Origin of the sequence: Streptomyces sp. DSM 110735 (assembly GCF_016482685.1) — a bacterium.
GTDB lineage: Bacteria > Actinomycetota > Actinomycetes > Streptomycetales > Streptomycetaceae > Streptomyces.
In genome coordinates, this window is sequence record NZ_JACYHF010000009.1 from 123,224 (window position 1) to 142,914 (window position 19,691).

Annotated in this window: 13 protein-coding genes and 1 tRNA gene; 8 read left to right on the plus strand and 6 right to left on the minus strand. The window is 72.6% G+C overall.

Annotated elements, in window-relative coordinates; all coding sequences use genetic code 11:
- Positions 1 to 26: 26 nt before the first annotated feature.
- From glmU to IF655_RS16640, 3 genes are all read right to left on the minus strand, one after another.
- Positions 27 to 1,475, minus strand: a complete 1,449-nt coding sequence (gene glmU / locus IF655_RS16630; RefSeq protein ID WP_199585583.1) for a bifunctional UDP-N-acetylglucosamine diphosphorylase/glucosamine-1-phosphate N-acetyltransferase GlmU — start codon at positions 1,473 to 1,475, stop codon at positions 27 to 29.
- 137 nt (positions 1,476 to 1,612) lie between these two features.
- A tRNA-Gln gene (locus tag IF655_RS16635) sits at positions 1,613 to 1,683 on the minus strand.
- A gap of 11 nt (positions 1,684 to 1,694) precedes the next feature.
- The gene (locus IF655_RS16640; protein WP_199585584.1) at positions 1,695 to 2,573 is read right to left on the minus strand and encodes a hypothetical protein; all 879 of its coding nucleotides are present in this window, start codon (positions 2,571 to 2,573) and stop codon (positions 1,695 to 1,697) included.
- 165 nt (positions 2,574 to 2,738) lie between these two features.
- Between IF655_RS16640 and IF655_RS16645 the strand changes: the two genes are divergently transcribed.
- A complete protein-coding gene (locus IF655_RS16645) occupies positions 2,739 to 4,046 on the plus strand; it encodes a sensor histidine kinase (RefSeq protein ID WP_199585585.1) in 1,308 nt (435 codons plus the stop codon).
- A gap of 43 nt (positions 4,047 to 4,089) precedes the next feature.
- Here IF655_RS16645 and IF655_RS16650 read toward each other — a convergent pair whose 3' ends face one another.
- Both IF655_RS16650 and IF655_RS16655 read right to left on the minus strand, forming a co-directional pair.
- Complete coding sequence (locus IF655_RS16650; protein ID WP_199585586.1) at positions 4,090 to 4,620, minus strand: SUKH-3 domain-containing protein; 531 nt, start codon at positions 4,618 to 4,620, stop codon at positions 4,090 to 4,092.
- Between the two features lie 86 nt (positions 4,621 to 4,706).
- Positions 4,707 to 5,222, minus strand: coding sequence for a YwqJ-related putative deaminase (locus IF655_RS16655; RefSeq protein WP_199585587.1), 516 nt, complete (start codon positions 5,220 to 5,222; stop codon positions 4,707 to 4,709).
- Positions 5,223 to 5,571: 349 nt separating this feature from the next.
- On the opposite strand from IF655_RS16655, the gene IF655_RS16660 reads away from it, so the two are divergent.
- The 6 genes from IF655_RS16660 (at position 5,572) to mfd (ending at position 17,933) form a co-directional block, all read left to right on the plus strand.
- The gene (locus IF655_RS16660) at positions 5,572 to 6,564 is read left to right on the plus strand and encodes an SMI1/KNR4 family protein (protein ID WP_199585588.1); all 993 of its coding nucleotides are present in this window, start codon (positions 5,572 to 5,574) and stop codon (positions 6,562 to 6,564) included.
- Between the two features lie 11 nt (positions 6,565 to 6,575).
- The gene (locus IF655_RS16665; protein ID WP_199585589.1) at positions 6,576 to 9,179 is read left to right on the plus strand and encodes an SUKH-4 family immunity protein; all 2,604 of its coding nucleotides are present in this window, start codon (positions 6,576 to 6,578) and stop codon (positions 9,177 to 9,179) included.
- A gap of 165 nt (positions 9,180 to 9,344) precedes the next feature.
- Positions 9,345 to 10,229, plus strand: a complete 885-nt coding sequence (locus IF655_RS16670; RefSeq protein ID WP_199585590.1) for a cellulose-binding protein — start codon at positions 9,345 to 9,347, stop codon at positions 10,227 to 10,229.
- A gap of 533 nt (positions 10,230 to 10,762) precedes the next feature.
- Positions 10,763 to 11,551: an ABC transporter ATP-binding protein gene (locus IF655_RS16675; RefSeq protein ID WP_026248965.1), complete on the plus strand. Its 789-nt coding sequence runs from the start codon at positions 10,763 to 10,765 to the stop codon at positions 11,549 to 11,551.
- Positions 11,548 to 14,127, plus strand: a complete 2,580-nt coding sequence (locus tag IF655_RS16680) for an ABC transporter permease (protein WP_199585591.1) — start codon at positions 11,548 to 11,550, stop codon at positions 14,125 to 14,127. Before IF655_RS16675 ends, IF655_RS16680 begins: the two co-directional genes overlap by 4 nt.
- 272 nt (positions 14,128 to 14,399) lie before the next feature.
- Complete coding sequence (gene mfd, locus IF655_RS16685) at positions 14,400 to 17,933, plus strand: transcription-repair coupling factor (RefSeq protein ID WP_199585592.1); 3,534 nt, start codon at positions 14,400 to 14,402, stop codon at positions 17,931 to 17,933.
- Between the two features lie 131 nt (positions 17,934 to 18,064).
- On the opposite strand, the gene IF655_RS16690 is transcribed toward mfd, so the two are convergent.
- Positions 18,065 to 18,679 (minus strand): TetR/AcrR family transcriptional regulator, encoded by a 615-nt coding sequence (locus tag IF655_RS16690; protein ID WP_199585593.1) that lies wholly within the window; start codon positions 18,677 to 18,679, stop codon positions 18,065 to 18,067.
- A gap of 114 nt (positions 18,680 to 18,793) precedes the next feature.
- On the opposite strand from IF655_RS16690, the gene IF655_RS16695 reads away from it, so the two are divergent.
- Entirely contained in the window at positions 18,794 to 19,669 is an 876-nt protein-coding gene (locus IF655_RS16695; RefSeq protein ID WP_199585594.1) for a hypothetical protein, read from the plus strand.
- Positions 19,670 to 19,691 lie beyond the last annotated feature (22 nt).

Here is a 19,691-nt window from a genome sequence, read left to right on the forward strand (position 1 = left end):
CCGGACGAGCCCTGCCGGGGCCCGCCTCAGCCCTCGTCCCCGGCCGGACCGGACGCCGCCCCGGCCGCCTTCGCCGCCGCGCTCCCGGGCCGCTTACGGGCCACCCAGCCCTCGATATTGCGCTGCTGGCCACGCGCCACGGCCAGCGAACCCGGCGGCACATCCTTGATGATCACGGACCCGGCGGCGGTGTACGCACCGTCCCCGACCGTGACAGGCGCCACAAACATGTTGTCCGCACCGGTCCGGCAATGCGAGCCGATCACCGAGTGGTGCTTGTCCTGACCGTCGTAGTTCACGAACACGCTCGCCGCGCCGATGTTCGTGAAATCACCGATCGTCGCGTCGCCCACGTACGACAGATGCGGAACCTTCGTCCCCTCACCGATCGACGCGTTCTTCGTCTCCACGTACGTCCCGATCTTGGACTTCACGCCGAGCCGCGTCCCCGGTCGCAGATACGCGAACGGACCCACCGACGCGCCCTCCCCGACCCGGGCGCCGTCCGACACCGTGTTGTCCAGCCGGGCGCCCGCGCCCACCCGCGTGTCGTGCAGCCGGCTGTTCGGACCGACCTCCGCGCCCTCGCCGACGTGCGTCGCGCCGGTGAGCTGCGTCCCCGGGTGCACCAGGGCGTCCCGGCCGAAGGTGACCGTCACGTCCACCCAGGTCGTCGCCGGGTCGACCACCGTCACGCCGTCCAGCATCGCGGCGGTCAGCAGACGGTCGTTGAGCGTCCGGCGCGCCTCCGCCAACTGCACCCGGTTGTTGATCCCGGCGATCTCCCGGTGGTCCCCGGCCACCGACGCGCCCACCCGGTGCCCCGCCTCCCGCAGGATGCCGAGCACGTCCGTCAGGTACTCCTCGCCCTGGCTGTTGTCGGTGCGCACCTGCTTCAGCGCGTCCGCGAGGAGCGTGCCGTCGAACGCGAACACCCCGCTGTTGATCTCCCGGACCGCCCGCTGCTCCTCGGTCGCGTCCTTGTGCTCCACGATCGCCGTCACCGCGCCGGTCGCCCCGTCCCGCACGATCCGGCCGTACCCGGTCGCGTCCGGCACCTCGGCGGTCAGCACGGTCACCGCGTTGCCGTCGGCGTGGTGCGTACCGGCCAGGTCCCGCAGCGTGTCCGCCGTCAGCAGCGGGGTGTCACCGCACACGACGACGACGGTGCCCTCCAGCGGACCGCCCAGCTCCTCCAGCGCCATCCGCACCGCGTGACCGGTGCCGTTCTGCGTCTCCTGCACGGCGGTGCGGACGCCGGGGTCGATCTCCGCCAGGTGCGCGGCGACCTGCTCACGGGCGTGGCCCACCACGACGACGAGGTGCTCCGGGTCCAGCTCACGGGAGGCGGCCAGCACATGACCGACCAGGGACCGACCGCAGATCTCGTGCAGCACCTTCGGTGTGGCGGACTTCATACGGGTGCCCTCACCCGCTGCGAGTACGACGACGGCTGCCGGGCGAATGGCGCTCACGGGGTTGCCTTTCGGCTCATGAAGGGTGTGGGGGGTGACGAGCGCAGGATACCGGGGGGAAATCCGGGGGACATGAGAGCGGGTCCCGCCGGGGGGATGCCGGTCGGGACCCGAACGTGGGATGAGTGTGCTGTGGGCTCCCGGAGAAGGATTCGAACCCTCATTCAACGGACCAAAACCGTTTGTCCTGCCCTTAGACGATCCGGGATGGATGGCGCGCTAGGTCCGATTCGGTTGATCGATCTCGCGCGCGGCCTCCACTATGCCGTACCAGGACCCCTCAATGCGACGGTACAAGTCGGCACCTTTCAGTACTTTGATGACGAGGCAGCCCCGGTAGCCCTCGCCGGTGTTCTTCCGGACCGTCCTGGGGTTGTGGCGCTTGAGTCCCGTCTTGTTGAAGGCGGAGGGATCGGCGCCCACGAGATCCGCCCAGTAGCGCTCGGCGGCCGGGACGTCCGCGCTCTCGTGGATGAGCACCATGAACCGCAGTTGCTCGCGCGCTACCCCGAGCAGGTCCAGCCAGGCGAGGAAGACCTCGATCATGCCGGGGTCGCTGTTGACGAAGGTGACGATCTCGCGGCGGTCGTACGGCTTGTCCTTGGCGCCCTCGGCCCAGTAGAGCCCGACGCCGATCAGGAACAGCTCGCGCCCCGACAGAGGGCCCACGGCCCGTGCGGCCTGCTCCTTGGTGCGCCGGCGTTCCTCGTCGCGGACGCGCAGCCGTTCCTCCCAGCCCTTGCGGGCGATGGCCGACGCCTCCTCGGGGGTGCGGCGCTCCGGCTTCGGCAGGTCCCGTACCCACAGTGAGATCGAGCTCTTCGAGCAGCCCAGCTCCATCTGGATCCGGTCGTACGTGAACCCCTGCCGCCTCAGCTCCCGTGCCCTCTCCCGCAGGTCGTCCTTCGCGTTCGGGCGTTTTGTCCAGTCCGGGGGCGGCTCCCCGTGGACGAGGCGGTTGAGGAGGTCGTTGTTGAAGACTTTCAGTTCGTCGCGGATCTGGCGGAGGCTGAGCCCCGCGCGGCGGAGCGCGACCGCTCGCTCCCGCAACGCCTCGAAGTCCGCGTGCCGTCCGTCGTTGCCCGGTGAATGTGCCATGTGCATACCGTCCGGGCGGAACGGGTAGGTCCGGTGGTGATGAGCCGGGGTTCAGCAGTTCGAGCGATTTCAGATGGTTTCGACGGCATTCGATTACGGTGTGTGATCCGGGCGGAGGGCGAAACTCGCCGGAAAAGCCGCCCTCGCCGCCCGTAGGCTGGAGGCATGACCACGACGGGGGAAGACCGCGCCAGGGCCCTGACCGGCCCATGGTGGTGGGAGAGGCGGCGCGGCGCGGCGCTGGACGGTGCGCTGGCCCTGGCGTCCGCGGTGGAGTGCGGAGCGGAGGGCATCCCGTTCGCCCGGGACGCGGGTGTGCCGCTGTCGGTGGGGATCGTGTTCGGTCTGCTGGCCGGTGCGGTGCTGCTGGTGCGCAGGAAGTGGCCGGTGGCGGTCGTGCTCGTCGCGATCGCGATCACCCCGGCGCAGATGGGCTTCCTGATGGGCATCGTGGGGCTGTACACGCTGGCGGCGTGCGAGCTGCCGCGCCGGATCATCGTCGCGCTCGCGGGCATGTCGCTGGTGGGCACGATGATCGTGACGTTCGTGCGGGTGCGCCAGGACATGGCGCGGGGTGATCTGACGCTGGGCGACTGGTTCGTGCCGTTCGCGGCGGTCACGACGTCGCTGGGGCTGACGGCGCCGCCGTTGCTGCTCGGGTTGTACGTGGGGGCGCGCCGTCGGCTGATGGAGAGTCTGCGGGAGCGGGCGGACAGCCTGGAGCGGGAGCTCCAGTTGCTCGCGGAGCGGGCGGAGGAGCGGGCGGAGTGGGCGCGGGGCGAGGAGCGGACGCGGATCGCCCGTGAGATGCACGACGTGGTGGCGCACCGGGTGAGTCTGATGGTGGTGCACGCGGCGGCGTTGCAGGCGGTGGCCCGCAAGGACCCGGAGAAGGCGGTGCGGAACGCGGCGCTGGTGGGGGACATGGGTCGCCAGGCGCTGACGGAGCTGCGGGAGATGCTGGGCGTGCTGCGGTCGGGGAACGCGGGGCGGCGTGCCGCGGAGCCGGTGCCGTTGGCGGCGGTGGGGGCGGCTGCCGCGGAGGCGGCGTCGCGGGCGGCTGCCGAGGAGGTCCTCGACGGACCGAGCCTGGGCGAGCTGGAGGAGCTGGTGGGGCAGTCCGCGGCGGCGGGGATGGTGGTGGCCCTGTCGGTGGAGGGGGAGGTGCGTTCGTACGCGGCGGAGGTGGAGCAGACGGCGTACCGGGTGGTGCAGGAGGCGCTGACGAACGTGCACAAGCACGCGGCGGGTGCGCGGACCTTCGTGCGCTTGGCGCATCGGCGGGCGGAGATCGCGATGCAGGTGGAGAACGAGTCTCCGCCGGAGGTGGCGTCGGCGTCGGCGGGTCTGCCGTCCGGCGGCAACGGTCTGCTCGGGATGCGCGAGCGCGTGGTGGCGCTGGGGGGCGTGTTCGTGTCGGGGCCGACGGAGAAGGGCGGCTTCCGGGTGTCGGCGGTGATTCCGGCGGTGTGAGGGGCTCCCCGGTGGTGTGGTGCTGTCGGGGAGCGGTCCGCGCTCAGCCCGCCGTCAGCCGTACCGGACGCGTGCCCGTGATCAGCGCGGCCAGGGCGTGGTCGATGTCGGGGCCGAGGTACCAGTCGCCGCTGTGGTCGAGGGCGTAGACGCGGCCCTCGGCGTCGATGGCGAGGAGGGCGGCGGTGGCGGTCTCCTCGCCGAGGGGGCTGACCTCGGTGCCGAGCGCGCGTCCGAGGTCGCCGAGGGTGCGGGCGAGGTGGAGACCGTGCAGGGGGTCGAGGTGGAGGGTGGCGGGGGCGATCTGGCGGCCGGTGCCGGTGGGGGTGACGTGCAGTCCGCCGAATTCCGCCCAGGCTTCGACGGCGGCGGGGAAGACGGTGTGGCGGTGGCCTGCGGGGGAGAGGTGTTCGCGCAGGGTGTCGGCCCAGACCTCGGCCTGTTTTATGTCCCAGCGTCCGGGGTGCCAGCCCGCGGTGCGCAGGGCGTTGTCGGCGGCGCCGGGGAAGCGGGGGGCGGCGGGTGGCTGGCCGAGTGTGGTGGTGCCGGGTGCGGTGGTGCGGTTGGGGTGCATGTGCCTTCGATCGTCGTGCGTGCGGTCGTCGTGTGCGCGGTCGTCGTGCGCGCGGTGGTTTCCGGTGGCCGGTCGGGCCGCGGGTGTCAGTTGCCGCCGGTGGCCGGGTCGACGATGCGGACGCCGAAGTGGGCGCTGAGGGCGGAGCAGGCGCGGCAGGGGGCGGCGAAGCTGCCGTGGAGGGGGTCGCCGTCCTCGCGTATGCGGCGGGCGGTGAGCTTGGCCTGCTTGAGGGCTTTGCGAGCCTCGCCGTTGGTGAGGGGTCGGCGCGCGGCGCGTCTGCTGCGGGTCGCCTCGACGGCGGTGAGGTGCCGGGAGATGAGGATCGTTTCGGCGCAGCGTCCGGTGAAGCGGTCGCGCTGGTTGCTGGTGAGGGTGTCGAGGAAGTCCTGGACGAGCGGGTGCAGCGCGGGCGGCCGGTCGCCCCGGGCGGCGGTCCCGGTGAGGGTCTCGCCGCGTACGGAGAGGGCGGCGGCGATGGTGGGGAGGATGCCGTCACGCCGGTGGAGGAGGGTGGGCGCGGGGGGCGCGTCGGTGGCGCTCCAGCCGACGCGGGGGTCGCCGGAGGGCGTGTCGGTGCTCTTCGCCGCCATCGTGTTCATGATCGTCTTTCCCTCCCCTGGAGCTCCCCCGAGGGACACAGAGTGCCAAATGCCGTGGCTGCTGCGGAAGCTGGGGCGGCGCGACACGCCAGAGTCGTGACGCTGTGTGACTGTATGTCATGCGGGCGAGGAGGATCGGCGACCTCGGAGCGGTGGTCCGGCGGGTGCTCGGGGCGGTGGTCCGGCGGGCCGGTGACCGGTGTGCGCGTACCGCATAGGCTGTCGGCACCGCGCCGGTCGCGGTCGAGGCGTCGGTGACGCCTGAGACAGTCGGATACGGGTCGGGGTGCGTGCGCCGGTCGAGGGCGCGGGCACCGGCTCGTACAGAGTGCCGCAGGGGGCAACCGCCATGACGACAGGTCGGCTCGGGCAGGAGGCCGCGCCGCCGAACGCGGCTTATGCCGGGCAGGTCGTGCACTTCCCGGACCCGGTGCGGGCGGCGCGTCATCCGCGAGGGGTACGGGTCGACGAGCGGGGCTACCCCGATTTCGCGCCGTACGCGCGCGCGGCCGCGGAGATCGCGGACCCGCCGGAGGGTTTCGGCGTCGACGAGTTGCGGCTGACGGACTACGTGTCGGCGAACGCGGCGCTGGCGGCGTCGGGTCACGAACTGTGGGACACGGTCCCGGACGTGGCGACGCCCCACAACTGGACGTGGCACCACGTGGCGGGCTCGCGTCGGCTTGAGCTGGTCCCGGTCGAGGTGAAGGCGCTGCTGCGGCATCACGGCGGTCTGGCGACGGCGGTGGTGGACCACGACAAGCGGGGCACGCGACCGCTGCCGGAGACGCGTCCGGCGCACTTCGGACTGCCCAAGTCGGGTGTGGCGGTGACGGAGTCACAGGTGCAGGGGGTCGAGGAGGACCTCGGGTACCGGCTGCCGGGCGCCTACCGCTCGTTTTTGAAGGCGGCGGGCGGGTGCGCCCCGGTGGGCGCGGCGCTCGACGCGGAGCTGGGACTGCTGGTGGACCAGCCGTTCTTCACGGTGCGGGACGAGGCGGCGGTCAACGACCTGGTGTACGTCAACAAGTGTCTGCGCGACCACCTGACGAAGGACTACCTGGGCGTCGGGTTCGTGCAGGGCGGTCTGCTCGCGGTGAAGGTCAGGGGCGAGCGGGCGGGTTCGGTGTGGTTCTGCGCGTACGACGACGTACGGGACGTGGATCCGGCGTGGTCTCCGGCGGAGCGCGTGGAGCGGCTGCTGCTGCCGTGCGGCGACGACTTCGACGCGTTCCTGTCGCGGCTCGCGGGCGATCCGCCGGAGCTGGAGACGGTGGCGGGTCTGATGGTGGACGGCGGCTTCGCGCGTGCGGTGCCGGTGTCCTCGGCTGCGGGGGAGTGAGTTTTCCGGCGATGGTGACGTTCGCACAGGCGCAGGAGCGCGCCGAGGAGTGGATCAACGGGGACGTCCCCGCCTACCAGCACCGCGAGGTGCGGGTGCGGGAGTTCGAGCTGGGCTTCGTCGTCTGGGGCGAGGACCGTGCGGAGGGTCCGCGGGTGGACGCGGGCGCGCAGCGCCTGGTCATCGCCCGCGACAGCGGCGAGGCGACGCTGTGGCCCGCCCTGCCGGTGGGCGAGGTGATCCGCCGGTACGAGGAGACGTACGGGCGTCCCGACGAGCCGGAGGACGCGGTGCCGGTGCCCGCGGCGGCACGGGTGGACCTGAACCAGACGTCGTTCCTGCTGAGCCCGCCGGAGTGGCTGCAGGAGGCGGCGGAGAAGAAGCTGGGGGGCGCTTCCGCCCCGACTCCGGCTTCCGCCCCGACTCCGGCTTCGGGTACGGGAGTTGGCTCGGGGAGTGTGCCGGGTCCGCGTGCGGGCTCGGGTACCGCGTCCTCCGGCGGCGGTCTCGCCCGGACGCAGCCCGGGGTGCCCGTGGGAGACGGCGGCGGGTCGGCGTGGCCCGCTCCCGAGGACACCTCCGCGAAGACGCCCTGGGCCGGTACGGACACCAACGCCGACGAGGGCGAGGACCGCTCCGTACCGCTGCCCGCCACGGTGTTCTCGCCCCCGGTGGGCGACGGCGCCCCGCGCCCGCCCGCGTCCGAGCCGGACGCCAAGACCGCGCTGATGTCGGGCGGCAGCCAGTTGCCGCCCACGGCGGTCACCCCCGAGGTGACCGCTCCCGCCGCTGCCGCGCAGCCCGGTTACGCCTACCCGCCGAGCGGCGCCCCCGACGCGCCCCGGCCCACGGGTCGCCCGCTGCCGCCGGACGCCGGTGACATCGCGGACGCCGTGACGAGCAAGGCGGCGCCCCCGCCGCGCAAGGGTCCCGGCACGCCTCCGCCGCCGCCGAGCGCCCCGGGCGCGCCGGGTGCGCGTCCGGGTGGTGCGGGCGGGGACGAGTACGTGCCGACCCAACTGGTCTCCGCGCTGGACCCGGAGGACCCGGACCCGTTCGCTCCGCGGTCCGCGCCGGGTGCGTCCGCGCCGGGTCCGTCCGGCGCTCCGGGTGCGCCGCCGCCCGCGCCGCCCGCGCCCAGGTCCGCTGGTGCCCCAGGTGCTGACCACGCGGAGACGGTGCTGGCCGCGCCGCCGGTGAGCGGTCCGGGCGTACCTCCGCCGCCGCAGCCCGCGCCGGGTGTGCCGTCGGCTTCGTACGCGTCGCCCGCTCCGGGCGGTCCGGTCGCGCCGGGTGCGCCGCAGCCCGCACCGGCGAGCGCGACACCCCCGCACGGCGCCCCGCTGCCCCCGCCGGGCGCGATGCCGCCCCCCGCCGCGCCCGCGCCCGCCGGGTCCACCCCGCCCCCCGGTTTCGTACCGCCGGGCGCGATGCCCCCGCCCACCGGTCCGGCGCCCACCGGTCCCGCGCCGTCCGGCGCCGTGCCGTACCCGGGTGCCATGCCGCCCCCGGGCGCGATGCCCCCGCCTCCCGGCGCGACGCCGCCGCCCGGTGCCATGCCCCCGCACGGTGCCCCACTGCCCCCGCCGGGCGCGCCGTTGCCCGGTCAGCCCCCGGCGTACGGCTATCCGCCCCCGGCGCAGCCCACGGTCGGTCCCGGTTACCAGGCGGTGCTGCGCTACCGCGCCCAGGACGGTTCCGAGCAGCAGTTGATCCGGCGGTCCGCGCCGGGCATGCCGCACCCGGAGTGGCAGATCTTCCACGAGCTGCGGGCGATGAACGTGCCGCCGGACCAGGTCCTGGAGCTGCACACGGAGCTGGAGTCGTGCGAGCTGCCGGGCGCGTACTGCGCGCGGATGATCCGGGAGCAGTGGCCGCAGGCGCGGATCGCGAGCATCGCGCCGTACGGCACGGACCACGCGAGCAGGCAGCAGGGGATGCAGGAGCTGCTGGCGCATCAGGGCGAGCTGCACCAGGTGGCGGACGGTCCCGCGCGCCCGGCGCCGGTGCGCGCCCCCCTGCCGCCGGTGCAGCCGGTTCCGCCGGTGCCCCCGGAGGGGATCGCGCACGAGCTGGCGGCGGCGTTCGGGCCGGGGGTGCACCGGTTCGACCAGCAGGCGGTGTCGCGGCAGGGCGTGCCGCCGGTCGTGGCGCACACGCTGGTGGTGGCCGGACTCCCGCTGGACATGGGCCCGTTCTTCTGGGCGCAGGCGCAGCCGGGCCGTCCGGTGCCGACACTGGCGGAGCTGGCGGCAGAGCGCGGGGTGCTGCCCGCCTCGGACGCGGGTTCGTACCTGGTGATGGGCACGGACTTCGGCAAGGCGATCTGTGTGCAGTACGGCACGGCGAACATCGTCGCGGTGCCCGTCGAGGGCGGTCCGGGCGGTGCTCCGGTGCCGCCGCAGTTCGTCAACACCGGGCTGCCGGAGTTCACCCGCTGCCTGGCGCTGCTCGGCCGGATGTGGCGGCTGCGCTACGGACTGAACCAGGAGCAGGCGGGTCGCTGGACCGTCGACTTCCAGGCGCAGCTCGCCTCCCTGGACCCGGCGGCGCTCGGTTCGCCGGAGACCTGGTGGTCGGTGCTGCTGGAACAGATGTGGGACGGGCTGCTGTAGCGGGAGCCGGTTCACCTCTCCGCCGTTCGCGTCGGGCCCTTCACCCTCGGGAGTGAAGGGCCCGACCGCGTTGACGAACCCTGGCGTCTCTTCGGCTCATATCGACATGCATCCCATCATCCTGTCGGGTATGTCGGACTGTCCGGGCGGAGAGGGGTTCCACGGGTGAGCAGCGCAGCGGCGACGTCGTACGGCTTCGGGACCGCCCGGGCAAGCGGCTACCACCCCGGTCAGGTCGACGCCCGGCTGGCCGCCCTGTCGCGGGAGCGGGACGCGGCGTGGGAGCGCGTCGCGCGGCTGACCGTCCTCGCCCGGGACATGGAGGCGCAGTCGGCGCGGCTGCGCGAGCGGGCTGCCGGGCTTGAACCGCAGACGTACGACAGCCTGGGCGAACCCGCGTCCACGGTGTTCCGACTGGTGCGCTCCGAGGCGGTACGGCTGCGCGAGCGCGCCCGGGACGAGGCGCGCGAGCAGGTCGCGGCGGCAGAGGAACACGCGCGGGGCGTGCGCCGTGCGGCGCGGGAGGCGGCGGAGGCGCTGCGCGCCGAGGCGGTGGAGACCGCCGAGCGGCGGCTGTACGCGTCCCGCGCCGAGGCGGAGGAGCTGCGCGTCGGCACCCGGCACGAGGTGCGCGAGCTGCGCCGGACGGCGCTGGAGGAACTGCGCGAGACCCGCGACCGTGCCGCCGCCCTGCTCGCCGCGCAGCCCGGGGAGCACACCGCGCGCCGCACGGCGGCCGAACGGGAACTGACGGAGCGTGCGGCCGCGCTCGAAGTGAGCACCGCCGAACGGCAGGTCCGTGCCGAGGCGGCGCTGGCGGCGGCGAAGCGCGCGCTCGCGGCGGAGAAGGTCCGTGCGCCCCGGATCCAGGAGCTGGCGGACGCGCGCGCCGCCGAACTCCTCGCCGCCGCGCTGGACCACGAGGACCGCACCGCCCGCGAGACCGAGCGCGTCCTGCGCGAACACGGCGAGATCTGGGACGAGGTACGCCAGCAGGTCGACCACCTCCGCGACCGGCTGAGCGCGTCGATGGCGGCGGCGAGGCGCTGAACCGGGTCGCCGGGCGCTGAACCCGGGTCGCCCTGCGCTGAACTCCGGTCGGCTCGGCCGACTGTGACCCGCCGACCCTGCCCGCCCGCACGGTGCCGACCCTGATCCGCCGTCCCTCGATGTCCCGTACACGCGTCACGCGCGCGGGACCGTCACGGTGGCCGTCCGCCCGGGACGCGGGTTGACCCTGACGTCGCGTGAGGGTGGAGGCTGGGCGGGCCGGGGGTGGAGACGACCCTGAGAACGTCTCCACCCGATGGTGGAGCACCCCTAGGGGTATCTCCGTACTACGGCTCGGGGAGCGTTCGTCCCCCCGGAGGACGAGAAGGCGCCCCCGCGCTCCTTAACCTGGCTTTACGCCGCTGGGGGGCGGCGTACCCGAGTCGCCGGAGTGGGGTTTGCCCCACCGGGACCGGGGGCTCCGCACCAGCGCGCGGCACCCCCTCGGCCCGCGAGAATCACCGGCAAGAACCCGTACGACCGCACGCGCCGCCGGCGCGCGCTCCGACCTGCCATCCCATAGGAGACATACCGTGACATCGGCTGTGACCGTACCCAGGCACGGGGGCACTGGAGGACCTACGGCCGTTGCCGCGCGGGCGCGGCAGGTCGTGAAGGCGTACGGCGCCGGGGAGACCCGGGTCGTCGCGCTCGACCATGTCGACGTGGACATCGACCGGGGCCAGTTCACCGCGATCATGGGCCCCTCGGGGTCCGGCAAGTCCACCCTGATGCACTGCCTCGCCGGGCTCGACACGGTGACCAGCGGTCAGATCTACCTGGACGAGACCGAGATCACCGGTCTGAAGGACAAGAAGCTGACCCAGTTGCGCCGCGACCGGATCGGCTTCATCTTCCAGGCGTTCAACCTGCTGCCGACGTTGAACGCGCTCGAGAACATCACGCTGCCCATGGACATCGCGGGGCGCAAGCCCGACCGCGAGTGGCTGGCGAAGGTCGTGGAGACCGTCGGACTCGCCGAGCGGCTCAAGCACCGGCCGACCCAGCTCTCCGGCGGACAGCAGCAGCGCGTCGCCGTGGCCCGCGCGCTCGCCGCTCGCCCGGAGATCATCTTCGGCGACGAGCCGACCGGAAACCTCGACTCGCGCGCGGGCGCCGAGATCCTCGGCTTCCTGCGCCGCTCGGTGCACGACCTCGGCCAGACCATCGTCATGGTCACCCACGACCCGGTCGCCGCCTCCTACGCGGACCGCGTGCTCTACCTGGCCGACGGCCGGATCGTGGACGAGATGCGCCGCCCCACCGCCGAGCAGGTCCTGGACCGCATGAAGGACTTCGACGCGCGGGGGCGCACGTCATGACCGTGCTGAAGACCTCGATGCGCAACTTCTTCGCGCACAAGGGCCGCATGGCGCTCTCGGCGATCGCGGTCCTGCTGTCGGTCGCCTTCGTCTGCGGCACCCTGGTGTTCACCGACACCATGAACACCACCTTCGACAAGCTCTTCCAGGCGACGTCCTCGGACGTCACGGTGAGCGCCAAGACCGCCTCCGACACCGGCGAGACCATGTCCGGCACCGGCAAGCCGCCGGTGATGCCCGCCTCCGTGGTCGGCGAGATCCGCAAGGCGCAGGGCGTGCGGGCGGCCGAGGGCACCGTGTTCTCCACCCAGGTCACCGTCGTCGACGCCGACAAGGAGCGGCTGTCGCCCAGCAGCGGGGCGCCCACCATCGTCGGGAGCTGGAACGGCAACGACGCGCGCACCATGAAGGTCACCACCGGTGCCGCGCCCCATGGCGCGGGGCAGATCATGGTGGACGCCGACACCGCGAAGAAGCACCATCTGCGCCTCGGTGACGACATCGGTCTGATCACCGCGCTCGGCACGCACCACGCGCGCGTGTCCGGCATCGCCACCTTCACCGTGACCAACCCCGGCGCGGCGATCTTCTACCTGGACACCAAGACCGCCCAGCAGACCCTGGTCGGGCGCACCGGCGTCTACACCAACGTCAACGTCACCGCCGCCAAGGGCGTATCCGACGCCCGCCTCAAGAAGGACGTCACGGCCGCGCTCGGCGGCGGCTACAAGGTGCAGACCGCCAAGGAGGTCGCCGACGCCAACCAGAAGGACGTCGAGAGCTTCCTGAACGTCATGAAGTACGCGATGCTCGGCTTCGCCGGGATCGCCTTCCTGGTCGGCATCTTCCTGATCGTCAACACCTTCTCGATGCTGGTCGCCCAGCGCACGCGCGAGATCGGTCTGATGCGCGCCATCGGCTCCTCGCGCGGTCAGGTCAACCGCTCGGTGCTCGTCGAGGCGCTGCTGCTCGGCGTCCTCGGCTCCGTCCTCGGCGTCGGCGCGGGCATCGGCATCGCCGTCGGTCTGATGAAGCTCATGGGCGCGATCGGCATGCATCTGTCCACCGACGACCTGACCGTCGCCTGGACCACCCCGGCCCTCGGTCTGCTGCTCGGCGTGGTCGTCACGATCCTCGCCGCCTACCTGCCCGCCCGCCGCGCCGGCAAGGTCTCCCCGATGGCCGCCCTGCGCGACGCGGGCGCCCCGGCCGACGCCCGCTCGGGTGTCGTACGTGCCCTGCTCGGTCTGGTCCTGACCGGCGCGGGCGCCGCGAGCCTGTACGCGGCGGCCACCACCGACCAGGCAACGACCGGCTCGGGCTGGCTGGGGGTCGGCATCGTGCTGACCCTGCTCGGCTTCGTCGTCATCGGTCCGCTGCTCGCCTCCGGGGTGGTGCGCGTCCTCGGCGTGATCGTCCTCCGGGTCTTCGGTCCGGTGGGGCGCATGGCCGAGCGCAACGCGCTGCGCAACCCGCGCCGCACCGGCGCGACCGGCGCCGCCCTGATGATCGGGCTGGCCCTGGTGGCCTGTCTGTCGGTCGTCGGCTCGTCCATGGTGGCGTCCGCCACCGACCAGCTCGACAAGACCGTGGGCACGGACTTCATCGTCCAGAACGACAACGGCGGTCTGATCACCCCGCAGGCGGTCAAGGCTGTCAAGGACACCGCCGACTTGGAGCGGGTCACCGAGTACAAGGTCGTCCCCGCGGACCTGACCACCCCCGACGGCAAGGTCTCCAAGAAGGAGACGCTCAACGCCGCCGACCCGACCTACGCCCAGGACCTGCGCACCAAGACGGTCTCGGGCACGCTCGCCGACGCCTACCGGGACGACTCGATGTCCGTCCCCGAGGGCTTCGCCCGCAAGCACGGGATCAAGGTCGGCTCCACGGTCACGGTCGCGTTCACGGACGCCCGCACCGCGAAGCTCACGGTCCGCGCGATCACCAGTGACGACGTGGTGGTCGACAAGGGCGCGATGTACGCCTCCATCGCCACGGTGAAGCGGTACGTGCCCGCCGACCGGATGCCGCTCGACGTCCTGGTCTTCGCCACCGCGAAGGACGGTCGCCAGGCGGCCGCCTACAAGGCGCTCAAGTCGGCCCTGCACGACTACCCGCAGTACACCGTGCGCGACCAGACCGACTACAAGAAGGCGCTCAAGGACCAGATCGGCCAGCTCCTGAACCTGATCTACGGTCTCCTGGCCCTCGCGATCATCGTCGCCGTCCTCGGCGTGGTGAACACCCTCGCCCTCTCCGTGGTCGAGCGCACCCGCGAGATCGGTCTCATGCGCGCCATCGGTCTCTCCCGCCGCCAGTTGCGTCGCATGATCCGCCTGGAGTCGGTCGTCATCGCCCTCTTCGGCGCCCTCCTCGGTCTCGGACTCGGCATGGGCTGGGGCGCCACCGCCCAGAAACTCCTCGCCCTGGAGGGCCTCAACGTCCTCGAAATCCCCTGGCCGACGATCATCACGGTCTTCATCGCCTCAGCCTTCGTGGGCCTGTTCGCGGCACTGATCCCGGCGTTCAGGGCGGGGCGGATGAACGTGCTGAACGCGATCGCGACGGAGTAGGGGGTGTTCGATCCTGTGCCCCCGGAGGCTCGAAGAGCCTGCGGGGGCACAGGTGCTTTTTTTGGAGGGCAACTTTCTAAGTAACCGAGACGGGCGGGTCTGCGTGGGCGAGATCGGGGTTCCAGGGGGCAGAGCCCCCTGGTACACAAGCGGGCGGTTGTCCACAGCCCCAGCCAAGCCGAGCGGCAGCGACGTACGCTGGAACGTACCCCCGGCCCGTGCAACGAGTCGGGCCGTTCGCGTTCCCCTTCCCTGGACGGAAAGCCCCTCGCATGAGCCTGCACGGTCTGCTGGACGCAGTAGTCAAGGACCCCGCCCTCGCGGAAGCGACCACGGCGGCAGCGGACGGCAACCGCACGCACGTGGACCTCGTGGGTCCCCCCGCCGCCCGCCCCTTCGCCATCGCCGCCCTCGCCCGCGAGACCGGCCGCCCGGTGCTCGCCGTGACGGCGACCGGGCGCGAGGCGGAGGACCTGACGGCCGCGCTGCGCTCCCTGCTGCCGCCCGAGGGCGTCGTCGAGTACCCCTCCTGGGAGACGCTCCCGCACGAGCGCCTCAGCCCCCGCAGCGACACCGTCGGCCGCCGCCTCGCCGTCCTGCGCCGCCTGGCCCACCCCCGCCCCGACGACCCCGAGACCGGTCCGGTCTCCGTCGTCGTAGCCCCCGTGCGCTCCGTGCTCCAGCCGCAGGTCAAGGGCCTGGGCGACCTGGAACCCGTATCCCTGCGCACCGGCCGGACCGCCGACCTGAACGAGATCGTCGAAGCCCTCGCGGCGGCGGCGTACGCGCGCGTGGAGCTGGTCGAGAAGCGCGGTGAGTTCGCCGTACGCGGCGGCATCCTGGACGTGTTCCCGCCCACCGAGGAACACCCCCTGCGCGTCGAGTTCTGGGGCGACGACGTCGAGGAGATCCGCTACTTCAAGGTCGCCGACCAGCGCTCCCTGGAGGTCGCCGAGCACGGTCTGTGGGCGCCGCCCTGCCGCGAACTGCTGCTCACCGACGACGTACGGGACCGCGCGCGTGCGCTCGCCGAGGACCACCCCGAGCTGGGCGAACTGCTCGGCAAGATCGCCGAGGGCATCGCGGTGGAGGGCATGGAGTCCCTGGCGCCGGTCCTCGTCGACGACATGGAACTGCTCATCGACGTGCTGCCCAAGGGCGCCATGGCCGTCGTCTGCGACCCGGAGCGGGTCCGTACCCGCGCCGCCGACCTCGTCGCCACCTCCCAGGAGTTCCTCCAGGCGTCCTGGGCGGCCAGCGCGGGCGGAGGCGAGGCGCCCATCGACGTCGGCGCCGCCTCCCTGTGGTCCATCGCGGACGTGCGCGAGCGCGCGCGCGAGCTGGACATGATGTGGTGGTCGGTCTCGCCGTTCGCCGCCGACGAGGAGCCGGACGGCGACACGCTCAAGCTCGGGATGCGCGCCCCCGAGGCGTACCGGGGCGACACCGCGCGCGCCCTGGCCGACACCAAGGGCTGGCTGGCCGACGGCTGGCGCACGGTCTTCGTCACCGAGGGCCACGGTCCCGCCGCCCGTACGACCGAGGTGCTCGGCGGCGAGGGCATCGCCGCCCGCCTCGACCAGGACCTCGGCGAGCTGAGCCCGTCCCTGGTGCACGTCTCCTGCGGCTCGATCGAGCACGGCTTCGTGGACCCCGCCCTCGGTCTCGCCGTCCTCACCGAGACCGATCTGACCGGCCAGAAGGCCGCGGGCCGCGACGGCACCCGGATGCCCGCGCGCCGCCGCAAGACCATCGACCCGCTCACCCTGGAGACGGGCGACTACATCGTCCATGAACAGCACGGCGTCGGCCGCTACATCGAGATGGTGCAGCGCACCGTCCAGGGCGCCACCCGCGAGTACCTGGTCGTGGAGTACGCCCCCGCCAAGCGCGGTCAGCCCGGCGACCGCCTCTACATCCCGACCGACCAGCTCGAACAGATCACCAAGTACGTCGGCGGCGAGGCACCCACCCTGCACCGCCTGGGCGGCGCCGACTGGACGAAGACCAAGGCGCGCGCCAAGAAGGCAGTCAAGGAGATCGCCGCCGACCTGATCAAGCTCTACAGCGCGCGCATGGCCGCCCCCGGCCACGCCTTCGGCGGCGACACGCCCTGGCAGCGCGAACTGGAGGACGCCTTCCCGTACGCCGAGACCCCCGACCAGCTCACCACCATCGCCGAGGTCAAGGAGGACATGGAGAAGACGGTCCCCATGGACCGCCTGATCTGCGGCGACGTGGGCTACGGCAAGACCGAGATCGCGGTCCGCGCCGCCTTCAAGGCCGTCCAGGACGGCAAGCAGGTCGCCGTCCTGGTGCCCACGACCCTGCTGGTGCAGCAGCACTTCGGCACCTTCTCCGAGCGGTACTCGCAGTTCCCGGTCAACGTGCGGGCGCTCTCCCGCTTCCAGACCGACACCGAGGCCAAGGCGGTCCTGGAGGGACTGAAGGACGGCTCGGTGGACGTGGTCATCGGCACCCACCGGCTGTTCTCCTCCGAGACCAAGTTCAAGGACCTCGGTCTGGTCATCGTCGACGAGGAGCAGCGCTTCGGCGTCGAGCACAAGGAGCAGCTCAAGAAGCTCCGCGCCAACGTGGACGTGCTCACCATGTCCGCCACGCCCATCCCGCGCACCCTGGAGATGGCGGTCACCGGCATCCGCGAGATGTCCACGATCACCACCCCGCCCGAGGAGCGCCACCCGGTCCTGACCTTCGTCGGACCGTACGAGGAGAAGCAGATCGGCGCCGCCATCCGCCGCGAACTGCTGCGCGAGGGCCAGGTCTTCTACATCCACAACCGGGTCGAGTCCATCGACCGCGCCGCCGCCCGGCTGCGCGAGATCGTCCCCGAGGCGCGCATCGCGACCGCGCACGGCCAGATGTCCGAACAGGCTCTGGAACAGGTCGTGGTGGACTTCTGGGAGAAGAAGTTCGACGTGCTGGTCTCGACCACGATCGTGGAGTCCGGCATCGACATCTCCAACGCCAACACGCTCATCGTGGAGCGCGGCGACAACTTCGGTCTGTCGCAGTTGCACCAGTTGCGCGGGCGTGTCGGACGTGGTCGCGAGCGCGGGTACGCGTACTTCCTGTACCCGCCGGAGAAGCCGCTCACCGAGACCGCGCACGAACGCCTCGCCACCATCGCCCAGCACACCGAGATGGGCGCGGGCATGTACGTCGCCATGAAGGACCTGGAGATCCGCGGCGCGGGCAACCTGCTCGGCGGCGAGCAGTCCGGGCACATCGCGGGCGTCGGCTTCGACCTGTACGTCCGCATGGTGGGCGAGGCGGTCGCCGACTACCGGCGCCAGTTGGAGACCGGCGAGACCGAGGAGGAGCCGCCGCTCGAGGTCAAGATCGAGCTGCCGGTCGACGCGCACGTCCCGCACGACTACGCGCCCGGCGAGGGACTGCGCCTCCAGGCGTACCGGGCCATCGCCGCCGCCAACTCCGAGGAGGACGTCAAGGCGGTCCGCGAGGAACTCACCGACCGCTACGGCAAGTTGCCCGAGCCGGTGGAGAACCTGCTGCTGGTCGCCGGACTGCGGATGCTCGCGCGCGCCTGCGGGGTGGGCGAGATCGTCCTTCAGGGCAACAACATCCGCTTCGCTCCTGTGGAGTTGCGGGAGTCGCAGGAGCTGCGGCTGAAGCGGCTGTACCCGGGCTCGCTCGTCAAGGGCAACGCGCACCAGGTGCTGGTCCCGCGCCCCAAGACCGCGAAGGTCGGCGGCAAGCCGCTGGTCGGGCGGGAACTGCTGGGCTGGGTCGGGGAGTTCCTGGCGTCGATCCTGGGGTCGTGACGATTCCGGGGGCGTGAGGGCTCCGCGGTTGTGGCGGCTTCCTGGCTGTGACGGTGGGTGCGTCTCCCTTGGGGGCGCGCCCGATGTCGTGTCCGGTGCCGTAGCGGGCGGGGCTGTCGGGTCGTGGCGGGTCAGTCCCCGGTGGGCCGGACCTCGTCCGCCGAGTGGAACAGCATCGCCGTGAGCGCGTGGAACACCTCCTCGGGGTCCTGGCCGCCCACCGGTCCGTCGAGGTTGTGGCCGAGGAGCAGGGTGGCGAAGCCGTGCGCCAGGGACCAGGCGGCGACGCCGGCGAGGCGGGCGTCAGGGCCCCGGTCGCCCGGGTCCACGGCGGCGACGACGGCGCTCAGGGCGTCGGCGGCGAGAGTGCGCGCGGTGGTCAGTTCGAGGTCGTCGGCGCGCAGCAGCTCAGGCGAGAACATCACCTGGAAGTGCGCGGGGTGCTCGCGCGCGAAGCGGACGTAGCGCACGCCCGCCTCCCGCAGGTCCGGCGCCTCCCGCAGCGCCTCGGCCAGCAGCCCGAACCCCTCCGCCGCGATGGCGGTGAGCAGCCCGGTGCGGTCCTTGAAGTGGTGCGCGGGCGCGGCGTGCGAGACCCCGGCCCGGCGGGCGAGGTCGCGCAGACTCAGCCCGGCGGGTCCTTCGGCGGCGATGGCGTCGAGCGCGGCGGTGAGGACGGCGCGCCGCAGATCGCCGTGGTGATACGACGAACGGCGCTCGGCGGGAGCCGACTTCGAGGAACTCATGCGTCCCAGAGTACGCCCGATCTAGGCATTGACAAGTTCCGGCGGTCCCGGCAATCTGGACAGTGTCAAGTTCGGGCGACCGATGCGGGTCGCGTACGGGGGAGGAGTCACGGCATGTCCGAGGAAACGGTGGGGACGGCACGCGTACGCCAGCTCTGGCACCTGCTGGAGCCGTTCCACGCACTGCTCTACTACGCCCCGGAGGTGGACCGGGAGTCGGCGGCGCTCGGGTACGACACGGGGGACCGCTGGCCGGGCTACTTCCCGCTGCGCGCCGCTCCGTTGGGTCAGGTCGGCGCCGAGCGGGTCACCTCCGCGTTCTACAGCTTCAGTCCCCGCATGGTGGCCCGGCACATGGACGGCGCGTGGGAGGTCGCCGCTCCGCATGAGGTGCTGGCCGCCCGCCTGCGCGGCATCGACGGCGCCTACCGGGCCGTCCTCGGCGCCCGGGTCGACAGTCCGGAGCTGGCAGAAGCCGCCACGCTCGCCCGGCGCGCCGCCGAGGCGGCGGACACCGCAGGTCGCCCCCTCGCCGCCGCCAACGCCGAACTGCCCTGGCCCGAGCCCCCGCACCTCCAGTTGTGGCACGCGGCCACGATCCTGCGCGAACACCGGGGCGACGGCCATCTCGCCGCCCTGCTCGTCGCCGGACTCGATCCCGTCGAGTCGCTGGTGTCCTTCGCGGCGATAGGCGCCGCATCCGTGGAACGCTTCGCGAGCCGGGGCTGGAGCCCCGAGGAGTGGAAGTCCGCGCGCGAACGCCTCGCCGGGCGCGGTCTGGTGGAGCCGGACGGCATGGCCACGGACGCGGGCCGCGCCCTGCGCCGCCGCGTCGAGGAGCACACCGACCGTCTCGCCGCCGCCCCGTGGCAGGCGCTCGGCGCACCCGCCGCCGACCGCCTGGCCGACCTGCTGGGCGACCGCTGGGTCGCGGTCCTCTCCTCCGGACTGCTCCCCTCGGAATCGACCCTGGGGATAGGCAAGGTGTGAACGAGGCGGGCGAACCCGTGGA